This window comes from Alkalimarinus alittae (assembly GCF_026016465.1).
GTDB lineage: Bacteria > Pseudomonadota > Gammaproteobacteria > Pseudomonadales > Oleiphilaceae > Alkalimarinus > Alkalimarinus alittae.
In genome coordinates, this window is sequence record NZ_CP100390.1 from 4,138,213 (window position 1) to 4,154,916 (window position 16,704).

19 protein-coding genes are annotated in these 16,704 nt (G+C 44.3%); 8 read left to right on the forward strand and 11 right to left on the reverse strand.

What is annotated here, in order from left to right:
- Window positions 1-69: 69 nt before the first annotated feature.
- Complete coding sequence (locus tag NKI27_RS18780) at window positions 70-525, reverse strand: CopD family protein (protein WP_265047543.1); 456 nt, start codon at window positions 523-525, stop codon at window positions 70-72.
- Between the two features lie 22 nt (window positions 526-547).
- Window positions 548-1,024, reverse strand: coding sequence for an Lrp/AsnC family transcriptional regulator (locus tag NKI27_RS18785; protein WP_265047544.1), 477 nt, complete (start codon window positions 1,022-1,024; stop codon window positions 548-550).
- 186 nt (window positions 1,025-1,210) lie between these two features.
- Between NKI27_RS18785 and leuA the strand changes: the two genes are divergently transcribed.
- Window positions 1,211-2,881: a 2-isopropylmalate synthase gene (gene leuA, locus NKI27_RS18790; RefSeq protein ID WP_265047545.1), complete on the forward strand. Its 1,671-nt coding sequence runs from the start codon at window positions 1,211-1,213 to the stop codon at window positions 2,879-2,881.
- Between the two features lie 70 nt (window positions 2,882-2,951).
- Here the strand turns inward: leuA and NKI27_RS18795 are convergent, their stop codons facing one another.
- The 6 genes from NKI27_RS18795 to NKI27_RS18820 form a co-directional block, all read right to left on the reverse strand.
- Window positions 2,952-3,173, reverse strand: coding sequence for a hypothetical protein (locus NKI27_RS18795; protein ID WP_265047546.1), 222 nt, complete (start codon window positions 3,171-3,173; stop codon window positions 2,952-2,954).
- A 92-nt stretch (window positions 3,174-3,265) separates the two neighbouring features.
- Window positions 3,266-3,937, reverse strand: a complete 672-nt coding sequence (locus tag NKI27_RS18800; RefSeq protein ID WP_265047547.1) for a transglutaminase-like domain-containing protein — start codon at window positions 3,935-3,937, stop codon at window positions 3,266-3,268.
- Window positions 3,938-4,052: 115 nt separating this feature from the next.
- The gene (locus NKI27_RS18805; RefSeq protein WP_265047548.1) at window positions 4,053-4,712 is read right to left on the reverse strand and encodes an alpha/beta hydrolase; all 660 of its coding nucleotides are present in this window, start codon (window positions 4,710-4,712) and stop codon (window positions 4,053-4,055) included.
- A 22-nt stretch (window positions 4,713-4,734) separates the two neighbouring features.
- Window positions 4,735-5,373, reverse strand: coding sequence for a porin family protein (locus NKI27_RS18810; RefSeq protein WP_265047549.1), 639 nt, complete (start codon window positions 5,371-5,373; stop codon window positions 4,735-4,737).
- 50 nt (window positions 5,374-5,423) lie between these two features.
- On the reverse strand, window positions 5,424-6,905 hold the full coding sequence (mqo, locus tag NKI27_RS18815; protein ID WP_265047550.1) for a malate dehydrogenase (quinone): 1,482 nt from the start codon (window positions 6,903-6,905) through the stop codon (window positions 5,424-5,426).
- Between the two features lie 484 nt (window positions 6,906-7,389).
- Window positions 7,390-8,592: an NnrS family protein gene (locus tag NKI27_RS18820; RefSeq protein ID WP_265047551.1), complete on the reverse strand. Its 1,203-nt coding sequence runs from the start codon at window positions 8,590-8,592 to the stop codon at window positions 7,390-7,392.
- Window positions 8,593-8,779: 187 nt separating this feature from the next.
- On the opposite strand from NKI27_RS18820, the gene NKI27_RS18825 reads away from it, so the two are divergent.
- The 6 genes from NKI27_RS18825 (at window position 8,780) to NKI27_RS18850 (ending at window position 13,194) form a co-directional block, all read left to right on the forward strand.
- Window positions 8,780-10,195 carry an amidase gene (locus NKI27_RS18825; protein WP_265047552.1) on the forward strand — a complete coding sequence of 472 codons (1,416 nt, stop codon included), beginning with the start codon at window positions 8,780-8,782 and terminating at the stop codon, window positions 10,193-10,195.
- 73 nt (window positions 10,196-10,268) lie between these two features.
- The gene (locus tag NKI27_RS18830; RefSeq protein WP_265047553.1) at window positions 10,269-11,276 is read left to right on the forward strand and encodes an MBL fold metallo-hydrolase; all 1,008 of its coding nucleotides are present in this window, start codon (window positions 10,269-10,271) and stop codon (window positions 11,274-11,276) included.
- 53 nt (window positions 11,277-11,329) lie between these two features.
- Window positions 11,330-11,605, forward strand: a complete 276-nt coding sequence (locus NKI27_RS18835; protein ID WP_265047554.1) for a hypothetical protein — start codon at window positions 11,330-11,332, stop codon at window positions 11,603-11,605.
- Window positions 11,606-11,729: 124 nt separating this feature from the next.
- On the forward strand, window positions 11,730-11,969 hold the full coding sequence (locus NKI27_RS18840) for a TIGR02647 family protein (RefSeq protein ID WP_265047555.1): 240 nt from the start codon (window positions 11,730-11,732) through the stop codon (window positions 11,967-11,969).
- Between the two features lie 28 nt (window positions 11,970-11,997).
- The gene (locus NKI27_RS18845) at window positions 11,998-12,351 is read left to right on the forward strand and encodes a hypothetical protein (RefSeq protein WP_265047556.1); all 354 of its coding nucleotides are present in this window, start codon (window positions 11,998-12,000) and stop codon (window positions 12,349-12,351) included.
- A 147-nt stretch (window positions 12,352-12,498) separates the two neighbouring features.
- Window positions 12,499-13,194, forward strand: coding sequence for an FKBP-type peptidyl-prolyl cis-trans isomerase (locus NKI27_RS18850; RefSeq protein WP_265047557.1), 696 nt, complete (start codon window positions 12,499-12,501; stop codon window positions 13,192-13,194).
- Window positions 13,195-13,344: 150 nt separating this feature from the next.
- On the opposite strand, the gene NKI27_RS18855 is transcribed toward NKI27_RS18850, so the two are convergent.
- The 3 genes from NKI27_RS18855 to NKI27_RS18865 all read right to left on the reverse strand — a co-directional run bounded on the left by NKI27_RS18855 (window position 13,345) and on the right by NKI27_RS18865 (window position 15,294).
- Window positions 13,345-13,899: an NnrU family protein gene (locus NKI27_RS18855; RefSeq protein WP_265047558.1), complete on the reverse strand. Its 555-nt coding sequence runs from the start codon at window positions 13,897-13,899 to the stop codon at window positions 13,345-13,347.
- A gap of 208 nt (window positions 13,900-14,107) precedes the next feature.
- Window positions 14,108-14,752 (reverse strand): PEP-CTERM sorting domain-containing protein, encoded by a 645-nt coding sequence (locus NKI27_RS18860; protein ID WP_265047559.1) that lies wholly within the window; start codon window positions 14,750-14,752, stop codon window positions 14,108-14,110.
- Between the two features lie 179 nt (window positions 14,753-14,931).
- Window positions 14,932-15,294 carry a hypothetical protein gene (locus NKI27_RS18865; protein WP_265047560.1) on the reverse strand — a complete coding sequence of 121 codons (363 nt, stop codon included), beginning with the start codon at window positions 15,292-15,294 and terminating at the stop codon, window positions 14,932-14,934.
- Between the two features lie 299 nt (window positions 15,295-15,593).
- Between NKI27_RS18865 and NKI27_RS18870 the strand changes: the two genes are divergently transcribed.
- Window positions 15,594-16,685, forward strand: coding sequence for a DUF2156 domain-containing protein (locus tag NKI27_RS18870; RefSeq protein WP_265047561.1), 1,092 nt, complete (start codon window positions 15,594-15,596; stop codon window positions 16,683-16,685).
- Window positions 16,686-16,704: the final 19 nt, after the last annotated feature.

Consider the following 16,704-nt stretch of genomic DNA (forward strand, 5'->3'; position numbering starts at 1 on the left):
AGATATGAACACCGTGGATTCCCGCCTGCGCGGGAATGACAAGGAGACAGGGGAAGGGCGAAGCATCACTTACAACAAATACTTACCAGCACTCGCGACAACAACCGTCAATAAACCTAAAACAAGGTTAATTCCAACGATCTTTCTGATCTGGTTTAAGTTATTGCCAGCAGTCGCCCAATCGGCCGCTTCTACTGCGTTTTTAAGACGCTTAAAAGGGGCAAAATAAAGATGCGCGTAAAGCAAGAACATCACATAACCTAGCGCTAACATGATATGAACATGTTTACCGATACTGCCAAAGCCACCGTATAAGGCGATCATGCCATGACCTGTCACGATTAAAGTAATAATACTCGCCCAAACCCAACTAAAAAAGCGGACAAACACGTGTGCCCAGAGCTGAAGCCTTAGAGGTGGCTCTAATACTGTAACCGCAACAGGGCGTAGACATACATAAGCGAAAAACATACCGCCAACCCAGATAACGGCGGCTAGCAGGTGTAAAGATAACGCAATTGACATACTTAGCTCTCTTTTGGAGTCATTATTTTAAATGAGTCAGGGGGATTTCTGTTCGATCAATAATCTTACGCAAAACAAAGCTAGAGTGAACCCCTGTAACCCCTGGAATGCGCGTCAATCGACCCAACAAAAACGCCTGATAACCATCCATATCCTGTACCAACACTTCAATTAAGTAATCCGCTGCTTGCCCTGTGATCAACGAACAGGCCATAACTTCAGGATAACCTTCTAATGTTTGCTCAAAATTTTCGAACCGGTCAGGAGTATGTCGATCCATACTCACTTGGATGATGGCAGTGAGTTTAAGGTTTAATTTATCAGGGTTCAACAATGTCACTGTTCGATTAATAATACCGCTCTCTTCAAGCTGCTTAACACGCCGAGAACAAGGTGAGGGCGACAGGCCAACCAGTTCAGCTAACTCTAGATTAGTGATACTGCCATTTCTCTGTAGTTCTTCTAATATCCTTCGATCTAACCTATCTAAAGTCACCATAAAAACCCAATTTTAAAATCAATAGCCCTAACTATAATTATTAATAAGCAATATATCACCACAAGATAACAAAATAATAGATAATAATTGCTAAACATATACCAATTAAAGCTTTATTTGCAATCTTTACCCCTAGAAATAGCCCTATAATTTGCATTCGACACGTTAATACAGGAGCTACCCACCATGTCAGGGTTCAATCATAAAAAATACCGCCCCGTTGCCCCCGTTCAAATGGCCAATCGAACTTGGCCTGATCAGGTTATTACCCAAGCCCCTAGCTGGTGTAGTGTTGACTTGCGTGATGGTAATCAAGCGTTGATTGAGCCTATGTCAGTTAGCCAAAAGCAGATGCTTTTTGCATTATTAGTTAAAGTAGGGTTCAAAGAGATAGAAGTTGGCTTTCCCGCCGCATCACAGCCGGATTTTGATTTTGTGCGTTGGTTGATTGAAGAAAACCAAGTACCCGACGACGTCACTTTACAGGTATTAACACAAGCGCGCCCCGAATTAATTGAACGCACCTTTGAGTCTCTAAAAGGCGCTAGGCGTGCGGTGGTTCACGTCTATAACTCCACTTCAACGGTGCAACGGGAGCAAGTATTCAAGTTAGATAGGCAGGGTATTGTGAATATTGCGGTTAATGGCGCCAGCAAAGTTAAAGCGTTGGCGGAGCAAAACCCTGAAACAGAGTGGGTTTATCAGTATTCACCTGAAAGCTTTACCGGTACCGAATTAGATTTTGCGGTTGAAGTCGTTGATGCTGTCACAGCAGTTTGGCAGCCCACCCCTGAAAATCCGGCCATTATTAATTTACCGGCCACAGTCGAGATGGCAACGCCCAACGTATTTGCTGATCAAATTGAGTGGTTCTGCAACCATGTTCAACGTCGTGATGCGATTATCGTCAGTGTTCATACCCATAACGATCGCGGTTGCGGTGTCGCTGCGGCAGAGTTGGCGGTGATGGCCGGCGCTCAAAGAGTAGAGGGCACCATGTTAGGCAACGGAGAACGTACCGGTAACATGGATATCGTCACAATGGCGATGAACCTTTACAGTCAGGGTATTGATCCGGCGTTGTATTTAGCGGATATGGATGAAATTGTCCGAGTGGTCAAAGCCTGCACCCAATTACCTGTCCACCCAAGACACCCTTATGCAGGCGAACTGGTTTATACGGCATTCTCGGGCAGTCACCAAGACGCAATCAAGAAATGCTTAGCGCTATATAAGCCTGAACAACCTTGGCAAGTGGCTTATTTACCGATAGACCCTACTGATTTGGGTCGTAGCTATCAAGAGGTCATTCGGGTGAACTCTCAGTCAGGCAAAGGTGGCATCGCTTACACCCTTGAGCAACAGTATGGCGTGCAACTACCACGCTGGCTACAAATTGCTTTTAGCACCGTGGTTCAGCGCCAAGCAGAAGTGAATGGAGGAGAAGTATCTCCAGAGTCGATGTGGCAGTTGTTTAATGAGGTTTATATTGATCATCAAGCTCCCGTACGCTTAGGTGCTTTTGAACTAAAGCGTACGACTCATGATCATGTTGACGCTCAGCTAATAGCAGGCGATCAAACGATCGATGTATCGGGTGATGGGCATGGGGTAATGGACGCTTTTGCACGCGCATTGCAAAGCCGCTATGGCTATAAAATCAGCATTCAGGAGTATAGCGAACACGCCATGCAAGAAGGCAGTGACGCAGATGCCATCTCATATTTACAAGTAATTATCGAGGGGCAAACTTTCTATGGTGTAGCCATTCACGAAGACATTGTTACCGCTTCGCTAAATGCTATTTTAAGTGCGACTAACCAGTACATGCTTGAAAAACAACAGGCTGTAGCTTAGTAACCACCGACTAACCCCAGTTTAATACATGGGGTTAGTGCTTTTTTCCTGCCAGAAACCAATACGGCTATCAGTGATCGCCCGCGGTTTGTTTACTGTACATACGCTCGATATGAAACAGCGCTAGCGCGACGATGATAAAGGGCAACGTACTCAAACTATACCCCTCTGTAGTCCTCTCTAACATAAGATGTATAAAGAACATTGCTAGATCCAGACAAAGCAGCGCGGTTAACCCGCCAGAAATATAATCACCGAATTCATCCAACCAACTAGACGTGTGCTTTTCCATAAAGAGCCCTGTTCTTATAATTGAAGTTTAGGTTCTTTAAGTATATTAGGCTGTTCAGAATTTGCTCAATTTTTTATGTGTTTATTATTTCGTTATACCTCTGATGCTAAATCACCTGATATAGGCATAACGCCCGCCTTTTTATCAAAAAGGTGCGGATACGCTGATCGAATCCCATCCATAATAAAGTCATAGGGAACATCTGCAAATTCACCGTGTTCATTTACATATTCCATATGCTGTGCGCCATCATCCGTAAACGCTTGAAAAATAGAATCATTTATGCCGTCAAAAGCCAAAGGTTCAACCTTCATTATCAAACATAACCGTTTGTTAAACGCAGGCGTCGCTTTCACCCACTGGCCATTAAGATACAGCTCAATATAGCCATGCATTCTAAAAATATCCGAACGTAAAAACTCGATTAGGCGTGGGCTCGAAAGGTGATTCTTTACATCAGCCAATCCAAGGCGAGCGGGAATACCCTTATAACGCGCTGCAGCCCCTAAAAGCACAGCCTTAGGAATGCAATAAGACTCACGGGTTGCTAACACATGACTAGCACTAAAGGACTGAGGGTCAGTAGAAAATACGTACGGGTTATAACTCACATCGTCTCGCGCTGCGAGATATAGTGCTTTTGCCACGTCAACCGGGGCATTAGAGACACCGGCTAATGCTTGATCAGCCCATTGTTGAACAGAAGGCTTATCGAAATCATAGAATGGCGTAGTAACTAAATATTGGTCTAACGAGTCGGCCATAGGTTTCTGCCCATTTTTTTGCGTGTATTATAACCCTAAGCATGGTACGAAACAGGAACCTATTCAATGATAAAAACGCTCAATAGAGTAGACGAAAGCGCCATCTACTGAGGATTTAAAGCAGCCGCTTCTGCAGCCAGCTAGAGATATCCTCAATTTCTTCTAGACACACCTGATGCTCCATCGGGTAGGTCAAATACTCCGCCTGATAACCGAGCGCAAGAATATCTTCGTAGCCTTTACGACCTAATGATTCCGACACCACAGGGTCTAGGGAGCCATGATAAACCTTAATAGGGATGTTTTTATTGACCGGATTAGGTGCGATCGTTTGAGCCGTAGCAAAGTACGTTGATAACGCCAAAAGGCCACCCAGCTTTTCAGGATACGTGAGTGCTGCATGGTATCCCACTGCGCCACCTTGCGAGAAACCAACAATGATAATACGCTCACTGGCAATGCCACGTTCCTGTTCTCGCTGAATCAATTTGTGGACTTCAGCAACGGACTGTAGCAATTGTGCCTCATCAACCTTACGATCAATATCCATTTCTAAAATGTCGTACCAAGCAGGCATAATATACCCACCATTAACCGTAACAGGGATAGACGGCGCATGAGGTAAAATAAACCGGATAGCCGCAGACTCAGGTAAATTAAGCTCTGGCACTATAGGCTCAAAATCGTGCCCACTGGCACCTAGCCCATGCAGCCAAATAACCGAGGCATCGGCTTTTACAATAGGTTCTATTTCTATGGTGGGCAAATACGACACAGCCGTTATCTCTTTAATTAATTTAAAATCGTAATCCGGCCTCAAAGCGAGCAATATTAGCATCAGACTTATTGCTGCCAGACCCCATATCCACTTTTTGATAACCATAACTACCTCTTACAAATACATTCGAGGTTAAATCAGCTCTCAGCCCTAAAGCCGCATTGTAAGACCACTCTGTTGTATTGTATGAGTTGGAGTAACAATACCAATAGTAGTAGCCGCTACAGTAGTAATCTCCGTTACTCACATTCGAGTCAACATAGGTAAAGCCGCCCCCTAAGACGGCATAAGGCGTTATCCTTCCTTCTAGTAGATGGTAGGTAATATTAAAATTATTAGTATAAAAGTCACTACGGTGACTCAGCGTTCTAGCATTACCTAGGGAATCAGTATATTCCGCCTTGTATTTGGGGTTGTTATGAGAAAACTCCCATGCAAAATTCCAATGGTTATCCATGTTATAACCTAGGCTAAACCCCCAGCCTGTATTATCGGCAAACGTTGATTTTGCACCATTTTTACTCGCGACAGTGTCCTCACCTTGATACTTTGCCATCAAGGTGCCTTCCCAGTTACCTGCGCGTTGGCTAACATATTGAGCATGAGCGCTAGCTGATATTAATAGTATGGCTAACGCCGTTATTATTCTTGTATTCATGTAATCATTTCCCTAACGCATAATATTAAAGTTAAAAGTGAACCCTAAGCTTACACCAGTTTCAATGTCGCTAACGTTCTTTCACGCGTTTCTTTCAATAAAGCAGCATCATTAACAAGTGACTGGCCATAAGAAGGGATCATCGTCTTCATTTTTGAGTGCCAATTTGAATCTGTAAGGCGCTCTTTAAAACAACGCTCTATTACATCAACCATCGCCTGAACAGCCGTAGATGCACCAGGGGACGCGCCTAGCAAGGCCGCAAGCGAGCCATCTGCTGATGCTACCAACTCAGTACCAAACTCTAGTTTACCCTTGCCATTTTCGTCTTTCTTGATGATTTGTACTCGCTGACCAGCTTTGGCTAATGTCCAATCACCTTCTTTCGCTTCAGGGTAGAAATTACGTAGCGCATTTACTCGCTCCTGATGAGACTGAAACGCTTCTCCAATCAAATAACGCGTCAGATCCATATTCTTAGCACCAACCGACATCATCGGCGCTAGATTATTTCCTTTCACCGAGCCAAAGAGATCAAGCTTAGAGCCTTTTTTCAAAAACTTGGTTGTAAACCCAGCAAAAGGTCCAAACAACAACGCAGGCTTACCATTGATAATGCGTGTATCTAAATGAGGAACAGACATTGGCGGCGCACCAATAGGCGCTTTACCATAGGCTTTTGATTGATGCTGCTGAACAACTTCTGGCTTAGTACAGACTAACCACTGACCGCTGACTGGAAACCCACCATAACCTTTACGCTCAGGAACTCCTGATTTCTGAAGTAGCGGCAACGCACCACCTCCGGCACCAAGAAAAACAAACCCAGCATCAATAGTACTCACACCCTTGCTTTGTTTTTCTTTAACACAAACCGACCAACGACCAGACTCTTGCTGCTTAATTCGTGTCACTGGGCTGCTTATCAATAATTCAAAGTTAGGGTTACGCTTTAGGTTTTCAACCATATGTCGTGTTAATGAACCAAAGTCGACATCTGAGCCATAGGCAACACGCGTAGCCGCAACGGGCTGATTAGGATCTCGCTGACTCATGGCTAGCGGCATCCACTTTTTCAGCACCTCGGGGTCTTCGCTATATTCCATATCTTTAAACAGATGATGAGCACTCATTAACTCAAAGCGCTTACGTAAAAACTCGACGTCTTTTTCACCCCAAACAAAGCTCTGATGAGGTACAGGGTTAATAAAGTTTGTCGGCGCTGGGAGAATGTTATTCTCAACCAGGTACGACCAAAACTGGAGCGTTACTTCAAATGAAGCATTGATATCTTGCGCTCGCTCGATTTCAACGCGACCATCCTCTGTTTGAGGCGTATAATTAAGCTCGCAATACCCTGCATGCCCAGTACCCGCATTGTTCCACCCATCGGTGCTCTCATGAGCAACATGATCTAGCCGTTCCACCATAATAATCTTCAATGATGGGTCTAATTGACTGAGCATCATGCCTAACGTGGCGCTCATCACGCCACCTCCGACCAACAATACATCTGCAGTTTTTACAGCCATTCACATTCCGCCTTTGCCATCTAATCGGTTGGACTCAAAAAGGGTGAGGATTTTAGCTAAATTTTGTGATCGAGACCAGAAAATAACCTTATTATGACGTAGTAATGGCACTGATATTACGAAGTGATAAGGTTTAAGCTATTAACAGCGATAGTTATAGCCCAGAAGTGATTATTTTGACATAAGCAAGTACCACAATGTAACGCGGTTTAGCTAAGCTTAAAACGCAAAAAAGCCGGCATCAGCCAGCTTTTTGTACCCAAACGATAAGGCCTTTTCGCCTTACCGTTTAAATACTTAAACGTTACCTCTTATCTTGGTCCTTTTCTTTATCTTTTTCGGTGCCTTTTGTTGTATCACTGCTTTCACCGCCGCACCCACCACAACAACTCATATGCTTACCCTCTAAATCAGATTAATTATTTATCCACATTCACTAATAATAGAGGGTGCTGCACTCATTGTACTTGATGAATGTCAGGCACTAGCCAGGTCGACCATCAACTCTTGCAGATACCAACATCGGAGCATAATAAAACAGGTATATGCTATAAGCCGCGACCCAAAGAGCCGCAGCCCCCACAATACCCCAGTTTGTAAACGAAGGGAGTAGCGCAGGTAATAGCACGCGAACCGCTGCAGCGATCAAAATTAAAATATAGCCCAAGGTCATGAGTTTAGGTGGCTGGAGTTTTCGTCCGGTATGGCCTAGCGTGACTCTTGAAATCATCGCCAGAATCATGCCGCCCATCGCACCGACTGTAAAACAATGCAACGCAATACTAATATTGGTCAGCCATCCCATACTAAACAGGAACAAGGCCACCATACCCACAGGAATAAACAAGTACGAGAAGTGAAGCGACCAAAGTAGCGGTATATTTAAGGTGTGTGCGATTCCCCAACGTAAAAAGCGCCAGCCATTCGATACAGCCGCGACAAGGCTCAGCACTGCAAGCAATGGTGCCGGCACCACCGAAAACCCAATAAACGCAACAATCACTAGCGCAATAATACTGCCAATACTGAGGCCATCTAGCCACCCAATATTAGGTAGCCGTGTATAGCCCGAAGCGCTCGAGGTGAAAAAAGGAATCACTCTACCGCCGACGATGGTGATCACCAACGCAGTCAACAACGTGGCACCATGCAACGAGTGGAGCGCGACCAAAGCATCACCGATTAATGTGCCCCAGTGACTGACTGCGTTCAACATCATCAGCACTAACAGAATCGGTACAAACATCAGATTACGCCACTGTTTTACCTTAATAACGGGGTAAGCCATGGCTAATGCGCTCAGAAATAAGAAGCTTAAATCACCCACAGCAACAACCCAACCAGGCAACCCAGCACCAAACGCAACCAGTAGTCGGCCTAACAACCATGCACTAGCCAATACCGCTAGTTTATTACCCTTTACCCCTGGAACCCCTGTCCAACTCTGCACCGCTGTCAACAAGAAGCCAACCACGATCGCAGCACCAAAGCCAAACAGCATTTCATGGCCGTGCCACCAAATGGGGCCACCATAAGGCTGCCAATCAAACGGCGAAGCCCAAAAATAAGCCCACCAACTGATTGCAATAAGAGAAAAGAGCGTCCCCCCTAAAAACAGGGGTCTAAACGCCAAACGCAAAATTGGGGTACTTGCCAAAGCGGCACTGGTATTATCTACATTAGACATCGTTGCTTAAACCCATATTGTCAAACACATAACCCATCAAGGAATGAGTCATTCTGCATCATCAATCATATGGGTTAAATGGGATAGATCAAGCCAAACGTTTTTTATATCGCGCCGGCAGCAAAGAAACATTAATAAAGACTATGCTAGACTTGATAAAAAACAGCCTTTAGCCCCGTGAGTTAATGTGATTAATAATAAAAAAACCTTCCACTCGTTCTGTGATGACGCGTTAGCGGATCACGATGCCGTTGAAATCGCTCGATTATTAAAGTCAAAAGCCATCAGCCATAAAGACGTGACTGACGCGGCTATCGCTCGGGCTTACAGCGTTAACCCCAAAATCAATGCGATTGCGACAGAATGCTTTGAGAAAGCCTCGTCAGAATCGCACACCCTAGGACGCGGATACTTTGCCGGCGTGCCAACATTTATCAAGGACAATACACCGGTTAAAGGGCTACCGACTCAACATGGCTCGGATGCTATTCGCGCCAAACCTGAGAAAAAACATGGACCTTACACCCGTCAATATATCAACTTAGGGTTCTCTGTGCTGGGTAAAAGTACCCTGCCTGAATTTGGGCTTAATGCCACGACCGAACCCGTACACGCGGCTCCCACACGCAACCCTTGGAATATTGAATACTCAACGGGCGCCTCTTCAGGCGGTTCTGCTGCGCTAGTTGCGGCGGGTGTTGTACCGGTTGCTCATGCTAATGACGGAGGCGGATCAATCCGTATTCCCGCAGCCTGCTGCGGACTGATAGGGCTAAAGCCGAGCCGAGGGCGGCATGTAGACTCAGATCAGGCCAAGTTACTGCCAATCAATCTGATTAGTGAGGGCATAGTCAGCCGCACGGTCCGAGATACCGCTTACTTTCACCATGAAGCAGAAAAATACTTCCGCAATAAACGTTTACCTGAAATCGGATTAGTAGAAGGCCCCAGCCATAAGCGCTTGCGCGTAGGGTTAATGATTGACTCTATCACCGGATACGAGACCGATGAACAAACTCGCGTTGTGGTTCATAACACAGCCACCTTACTCAGCGACATGGGACACTATGTTGAAGAGATGCCGATGCAGATCCCTAAATCATTCATTGAAGACTTTAGCCTGTACTGGTCGATGCTAGCGTTTATGACCCAAAAAACAGGCAAAATTGTGATGGACCGCAGTTTCAACTCAGACCGACTTGATCCTCTAAGCCTTGGACTCGCAGGACTATTTAAAAAGAACTATCACAAAACCCCGCTGTTTCTATATCGCCTTAGGCAAACCCAACGGGATTACGCTAAAGCATTTTCACAATATGATGTTATCTTAACCCCTGTTTTAGCGCACACAACGCCAACGCTAGGGCACATCAGCCCCACAGTGCCATTTGATGAGCTGTTTAGCCGCTTAATGCAGTATGTAAGCTTTACTCCTTGGGCCAATGCCTCTGGCGGACCCGCGTTATCACTGCCAATGGGGCAAACCCCAAATAATTTACCCATTTCGGTTCAGCTTATGGCGGGCCATGGTCAAGAGCGAACACTTTTAGAGGTCGCATACGAAATAGAACAAGCACAAGCTTGGCGAAAAATACACGCATAGTCGCCTGAGCAGTTAGATAGCAATGTTCACGCAACATACTTAAAGCAAAAAGGCTTAATACAAGGATGAGGTTATGAAACGGACGTTTTTCTCATTAATATTAATGATCTGTGGCTTAGTCCTCAGCTTACTAGCTACTGCTTTTTATTTATTCAATTATAAAGAGCCCCTTGAGGGTTTTGATCAAACCCTTCAAATGCAAACCGTTTCAAATCAAGGGAATCAGCTTACCGCCACGTTTATCGGCACCTCGACATTGCTATTCTCAGATGGCGATAGCGCCATCATGATAGACGGATTCTTCACTCGCCCCACCATCAAAACACTACTGTGGAAACCCATTCAACCAGACATTCCGTTAATTAAATCAAGTCTAAAACGACTCAACATTACCCAGCTCAAAAGCGTCATCGTAGCCCACTCTCACCATGACCATGCCATGGACGCCCCAATAGTCGCCCAATTAACAGGCGCGACACTATTCGGGTCAGGGTCTACCGCTAACATTGCAAGAGCCTCAGGGCTAGCAGAAACACAAATAGAGGTGGTCGGCGCCAAACGAACCCTCTCGTTTGGTCAGTTCAAGGTCACGATGATCAAGTCTAAACATACCCCTGTACCTGCCGCTATGGCTTGGCTGACAGGTCATGGTAAAGATATTTCGCAGCCATTGCCGCCAAAACCGAGACTCACCGATTTCAAAGAAGGCGGTAGCTATGCCGTGCACATAAAGCACCCTCTTGGTAACATTTTAGTGCAAGCCAGCGGTGGGTATATCAGCGGTTTGCTCGAGCCTTATCAAGCCGATGTTGTTTTTTTAGGCGTCGCAGGTTTAAGCAAACAGTCTGAACAATTCAAACACGATTATTTTAAAGAAACACTCCATGCGGTAGGTGCCATTAAAGTCATCCCCATTCATTGGGATAACTTCATGCGGCCGATAGGAAAAGCACTAGTACCTGCGCATCCACTTATCGATAATATTGAACAATCAATAACGGATCTAGCAGACTATATGCATGATAATGAAAAAGGGTCGCTGATAATGATGCAAGCATGGGATACCATTACACTTTACTAACGTGATTTAATTTAAAATATATACCGCCTCCACAGAAAGAAGACCTATACACGATGCAATCAGACCCTCAAAAACTGTTAAAGAAAAACCAAAACCTAACGCATTCAGAAATGCAGAAAGTGGTTTCTCATGTACAGCGTGATGATAACGACTGGATTATCAATACCGTCATGATCGAGGGTTGTGATGTGCCGTTTAAATTTAAACGTAAAGAACAATATAAAAACCTTAAAGGCGCACGCGTTAATCTCACCTATTACCCCAGCAATGAGAAGGTAGGCGGAATACCGTTTGAAGTAATGAACGTGGTAAGAATTAAAATTGCGTAAAAAATCAATATCGCTGTCAATATTTTGGTTTTTTGCTCTAGACTGTTGATATAAAACAAATCAAATGGACATCACTCCCCGTAGAGTGTCGTCTATCAAGCGCTAATAAAAATCGGAGATATTCATGCCATTTAAACCTGAGTTAGTAGATGAACTAAACGTGTTGGTTAAATTTAAAGACAGTACCCAAGAAGGTATAAAGGTACATAAAACAGCAGCACCCGCATTGATAGATGCCGCTGAGCGTCTATTCGATAAAGGAATGATTACCCAGAAAGACGGCGGTTATCTCACCCCTAGAGGCTTGGTCACCGTTGAACACGCCCATACATTACATGACTTACTCTCATCAAACCCTGAATAATATTTCATCACGTCGAGCAACAATACAGATGCTAAAAAATACGATACTTTCCTGCCTGGCACTCAGCCTTGCATTATTAACAGGCTGCAGCGGACACCCAGGTACAGGAAAGTGGGCTACAGTCGATAGCGATTCCGCGCCGTTTTCTCACATCAAGGTTGATTTTGACGGGAAGGCCACTATCCACCCAACCGATAGAGCCAGCCCAACGCTAAACTGCTACTGGCAAGCAACCAGTGCAGAAAAAATAGGGATACAGTGCGGTAGCGAAAACCAGGAAGAGGGGACTATTTTCTACGCCCTTGAAGTGAATAGCGAAAAAAGCCTCGCTACACTTACATTTGAAGAACAAGCAGTAGGGCAGTTTAAGCGCTTACCCTAACGCTCCTCATAGCCATCCCAAAATACGTAACATGTGAACCAGTCTAACCAATCAGTAATGTTTAATGGCTAAAAATAACGATATCATGGTTAGCGAACAATTAGCTGGTGGTAAAACCAGACACATTTAAACCTTTAGGAATAATAGATGAAAATTGTAAAACTGGCAGGTGTGGGTATTTTGGGCTTGGCGTTAGCCGCGTGTAATGATGGTCAGAAAAAAGAAGTCTCTCTGGACACTGACCTAGATAAAGTCAGCTACGGCATGGGCTTAAACATCGGAAAAAACTTCAAGCAACAAGATCTCCCCATGAATATTGACGCGATTGCCGAAGGCATGCGTGATGCAATGGCAGGCCAGCAACGTTTAGATGATGACATTATCCAAGCATCTGCAGAAGCTGTTCGCGATAGAGAAATGGAAAAGCAAAGAGCATTATCTGATGCGCAGAGCCAAAAAGGTGTAGCGTTTTTAGCTGAAAACGCCAAGCGTGAAGGCGTAACTAGCACTGAAAGCGGCCTTCAGTATGAAGTGATTACACAGGGTAGCGGCGAAGGCGAAAGCCCAGCACCTACCGATATCGTGTCAGTTCATTACCACGGTACGTTAATCGACGGTACTGTGTTTGACAGCTCTATTGAGCGTCAACAGCCTGCAGAGTTCCCACTTAATGCCGTTATTTCAGGCTGGACTGAAGCGCTTCAACTAATGAAAGTAGGCGATAAGTGGAAACTTTACCTACCTGCAGAGATTGCATACGGCGCACGTAGCCCGAGCCCTAAAATACCGGCAAACTCAGCATTAGTATTTGAAGTTGAACTGCTAGATATTAAGAAGTCTTAATAAAGCTTCAGCTTAAATTAGACTCTGGTCGCGGCTTAGAGTAGCACCTACAAAAGACTCATACCCAGTACCTATAGTGCAACCTGTAGGGGTGCCACTTTGCCGCGATAGAGCTCAGCATTCAATCTGAGACAGGCGCTAACCTTCTTCTCAAACAATTGAAACGCCAAACAAATTCTGGTGAAACATCCCTAACAGGGCATACATCAGACCACCTAGAATAAGCACAATAACATCATTCCACAAAGGCTTCGTCTCAACCTGTAAAGTGACACCTCTGGCATTGACAGACGTAGAATCAATCACCGCATACATTAAAAAACCACCAAATAGCAGTATTGACGCCATATCGCCATTGATCAAAAGATGGCCTCCCGCCCAGAGAGATACCCCTAACAACATAGGGTGACGCGTATGCTTTTTGATATTAGAAGGTAAATAAGCAGCTACGAGCAACACCATCGCAGGCAGCATAACTAACTTTGTCACAACCGCTAACATGGCTGGCGGATGCCACACGCTTACAAATTCTGCCTGATATTTCCCATATATCATTAACGAAAACCCCACCAAAGATACGACAGAAAATACCGCTTTATAAGACAATTCTCCAAACGTTCTGATCAGAATTGATCGTAATGTCGGATTCGTCGGCAGAAGGTGTATCAAAAAGAAAATAGATAGCCCGATAATCAGCAACTCCATACCTTTACACTCCAAAAAAACTAGAAGGACGTTAATATTATTAACATGAGTGTATGTGAGTCGCTTTAATTTAAACAGTTATTTAACGAAACCGTGAAAGCGTAATAAGAGGCGCCATAAGGCACGATGTAATCGGTGGGAACCATTACGAAAGAAATAATTAACAGCAGATGCAAAGCACCTACTGCTAATTAACTCACATAGCGTACTACTTAGAAGCGCGCTTGCGGCTTAAACCAAAACCAACTAAGCCTAGGCCCATTAGCATTAATGCAGAAGGCTCAGGAACAGATACACTTACATCTGGAAAGGTATCTGCAATTGAGATGTTATCAACATATAATGAAGAGTCAGTTCTGTGAGAGATACTCTCCCAAATACCAAACTGAATTTTTGCATTTGGGTTAAAGTCGTAGATAGTAGAAGTATCTATCGTTCCAGAGAACGAAACCCAGCCATTTGAATCTTTATGGGTGTGAACCAATACGTCGATATCTAAGAATGTATCTTCGTCTAGTTTAAAAAGCTTTGCCCATGCAGTATCAGTAAACCAGCGCGTAGTATCTTCTTCTACAAACTTGTAGTCGAACGATACAGTGATGCTTTCCACATCAGCAGGAACATAAAACGTCTGCCACAAAAGCTCAGTTCCAAACCCACTTGGATCATCTAAACGAGCAATATGGTTACTGCTGTTTTCAGGGTCTGTGATAACAGAAACACCACCGCCTATAAGGTTGGTTGTTCCCCACCCAGTAAGTCCATTTTCAAAGTCGCCATTCTGTATCAGTGAGGCGTTTGCACCAGCTGCCAGCGCTAGAGCACCGAAACCTGCTACTAATTGCTTAATCATCTCTAAATCCTAAAAAATAATATCAATAGTTTTAACTTGAATAACAACAATAGCACCTATCGTGCCAACTAAAACTAACGCTTATAATTCAACAAGATAAAGACAGGCCTGTAAAGTCTTCATTACTCGCGCCATAAAAAATGTAAACTATATCGACACCGACGTCAGATTATTATCCACTATCTTGGCATTAGCGGGTTGCAGTCTTTCATTACGACCTTCCCTTCTAGTAAAGCCCCCTTAGAGTATTCTCTAAAATGGCAGGTATTGGTTTTAGGGTCATAGTTTTCAATCCAAAGATTATCATCTTTCCACGTTGCCCCCATATGAAGCTGTCCTGCGGGGATTGTAAACGTCATCACACCGCCCCAGTTTTTTACAAAAATCTGTTGGAAATGAAAGAAGTAGGCTCCCCAACCAACCACCATAACAATCAGTGAAGTGATAGCAGCCGCTTTCCAGTTATCATGCCTTCCGCCAAGAAAATACAGCGCTAATAATGCTAACCCAATAACCAGCGCCCAATATGCGTAAGTGATCATAGTGATTCCTTATCTAGTAATAATGTTTGTTGTTGCTATTTTACCGCCATTCTTTAAATCAAGTGTAGTAGAAGATAACCTGCTTGCGTCACAACGATTCCCCCCCCCTTAGCTCCCTTTTGCTTGATACATTTGCCTCGCCAAAGTGACGAATTTGTCACAAAAATGCCAATTTGTAAGAGGTTGTCGTGAAATGCTACGCAATTGACGCCTTTGGAGGCATGCAAAAACACTAAAGTCCTTTACGATGGTCGGCCATTAATAAAAACAAGGCAAGCTAAAGAGGCTTGGTGGTACTAATGCATAATCAATCTGTTGCTTCAGCGCCAACAATAAAAAAATATTCAAATTCCAGCCACATTGCAGCGGCATCGCAAAGCCCTGCGGCCATTAACTTAGACCTTAGGTACGCTGACCGTCCCGTTGACGGATTTTTTACTCATTCAGAGCGAGTTGCGTATCTAAAACGCCACGGCAGCCACGCGCTTTCTTTCTGCTCTATGCAGCCAGATATGCGCTACTTTGATATGCCTGGTATTGGTTATATTAGCTATATGAAGAACTTTAATGGCAAACCCTTTACGCTGGGCGACCCTGTTTGTTCATCTGAACACATGCCGTTAATCATCAATAAGTTTCTTGAGCAGCACTCTAATGCTGTTTTTTGTCAGGTATCTAAACCTGTCATGCAACACCTGCATAATGAGCACAAGTATTACGGTACTCAGATGGGCTCTCAATCTACCGTTGATTTAGAAAACTGGAACCTCAAAGGTAAGAAAAAACAGGTTATCCGAACCGCCGTGAATCAGGCGATAAAAAGTGGCGTTGAAGTGCATGAGTCGCGCTGTGAAGATCACACCCGAGAAATCTCTGAAAAATGGCTGAAGACACGTAAAATAAAAGGCCAAGAGATTCGCTTTTTGATCCGCCCTATGAATATGACTTACACCGAGGGTGTTCGATACTTTTACGCATACGTAGATGGCAACCCAGTCGGATTTGTCTTCTTTGACCCTATATATGAAAACAATCAAGTTATCAGCTATGTGCCCAACATCTCACGCTCAAATGTAGAGTTCAACCAAGGCTTGTTTTACACCATTATGAGCCACGCGATGGAAATTTTTCAGGCAGAAGGGATTAAGCAGCTCGATTTAGGCTTTATACCGGCTAGCATGGCCAAAGACGACGAAGCCCAAGAAAGTTGGTGGATAAAAAAAGCGCTGCGCTTATGTTATGAACACGGTGGCTTTATGTATAACTTTAAAGGCATCGAGTTCACTAAGTCTAGATTTAGAGGGCAGGTTGATCGCACTTATATCTGCCATAAACGCGCGGTACCCGTCTTTGATTTTGTTGGCATGTTTAATATATTAAATGTGTTCTAGCACTTGAATGCATACCCCT

Excerpts from the sequence above, each read along its gene's own strand:
- NKI27_RS18840 (WP_265047555.1), top strand. The coding sequence starts at position 11,730 with ATGCCATTTAAACCTGAGTTAGTAGATGAACTAAACGTGTTGGTTAAA.
- NKI27_RS18870 (WP_265047561.1), top strand. The coding sequence starts at position 15,594 with ATGCATAATCAATCTGTTGCTTCAGCGCCAACAATAAAAAAATATTCA.
- leuA (WP_265047545.1), top strand. The coding sequence starts at position 1,211 with ATGTCAGGGTTCAATCATAAAAAATACCGCCCCGTTGCCCCCGTTCAA.
- NKI27_RS18835 (WP_265047554.1), top strand. The coding sequence starts at position 11,330 with ATGCAATCAGACCCTCAAAAACTGTTAAAGAAAAACCAAAACCTAACG.
- NKI27_RS18785 (WP_265047544.1), bottom strand. The coding sequence starts at position 1,024 with ATGGTGACTTTAGATAGGTTAGATCGAAGGATATTAGAAGAACTACAG.
- NKI27_RS18795 (WP_265047546.1), bottom strand. The coding sequence starts at position 3,173 with ATGGAAAAGCACACGTCTAGTTGGTTGGATGAATTCGGTGATTATATT.
- NKI27_RS18810 (WP_265047549.1), bottom strand. The coding sequence starts at position 5,373 with ATGAATACAAGAATAATAACGGCGTTAGCCATACTATTAATATCAGCT.
- NKI27_RS18855 (WP_265047558.1), bottom strand. The coding sequence starts at position 13,899 with ATGGAGTTGCTGATTATCGGGCTATCTATTTTCTTTTTGATACACCTT.
- NKI27_RS18845 (WP_265047556.1), top strand. The coding sequence starts at position 11,998 with ATGCTAAAAAATACGATACTTTCCTGCCTGGCACTCAGCCTTGCATTA.
- NKI27_RS18800 (WP_265047547.1), bottom strand. The coding sequence starts at position 3,937 with ATGGCCGACTCGTTAGACCAATATTTAGTTACTACGCCATTCTATGAT.
- NKI27_RS18865 (WP_265047560.1), bottom strand. The coding sequence starts at position 15,294 with ATGATCACTTACGCATATTGGGCGCTGGTTATTGGGTTAGCATTATTA.
- NKI27_RS18820 (WP_265047551.1), bottom strand. The coding sequence starts at position 8,592 with ATGTCTAATGTAGATAATACCAGTGCCGCTTTGGCAAGTACCCCAATT.
- NKI27_RS18780 (WP_265047543.1), bottom strand. The coding sequence starts at position 525 with ATGTCAATTGCGTTATCTTTACACCTGCTAGCCGCCGTTATCTGGGTT.
- NKI27_RS18850 (WP_265047557.1), top strand. The coding sequence starts at position 12,499 with ATGAAAATTGTAAAACTGGCAGGTGTGGGTATTTTGGGCTTGGCGTTA.
- mqo (WP_265047550.1), bottom strand. The coding sequence starts at position 6,905 with ATGGCTGTAAAAACTGCAGATGTATTGTTGGTCGGAGGTGGCGTGATG.
- NKI27_RS18860 (WP_265047559.1), bottom strand. The coding sequence starts at position 14,752 with ATGATTAAGCAATTAGTAGCAGGTTTCGGTGCTCTAGCGCTGGCAGCT.
- NKI27_RS18830 (WP_265047553.1), top strand. The coding sequence starts at position 10,269 with ATGAAACGGACGTTTTTCTCATTAATATTAATGATCTGTGGCTTAGTC.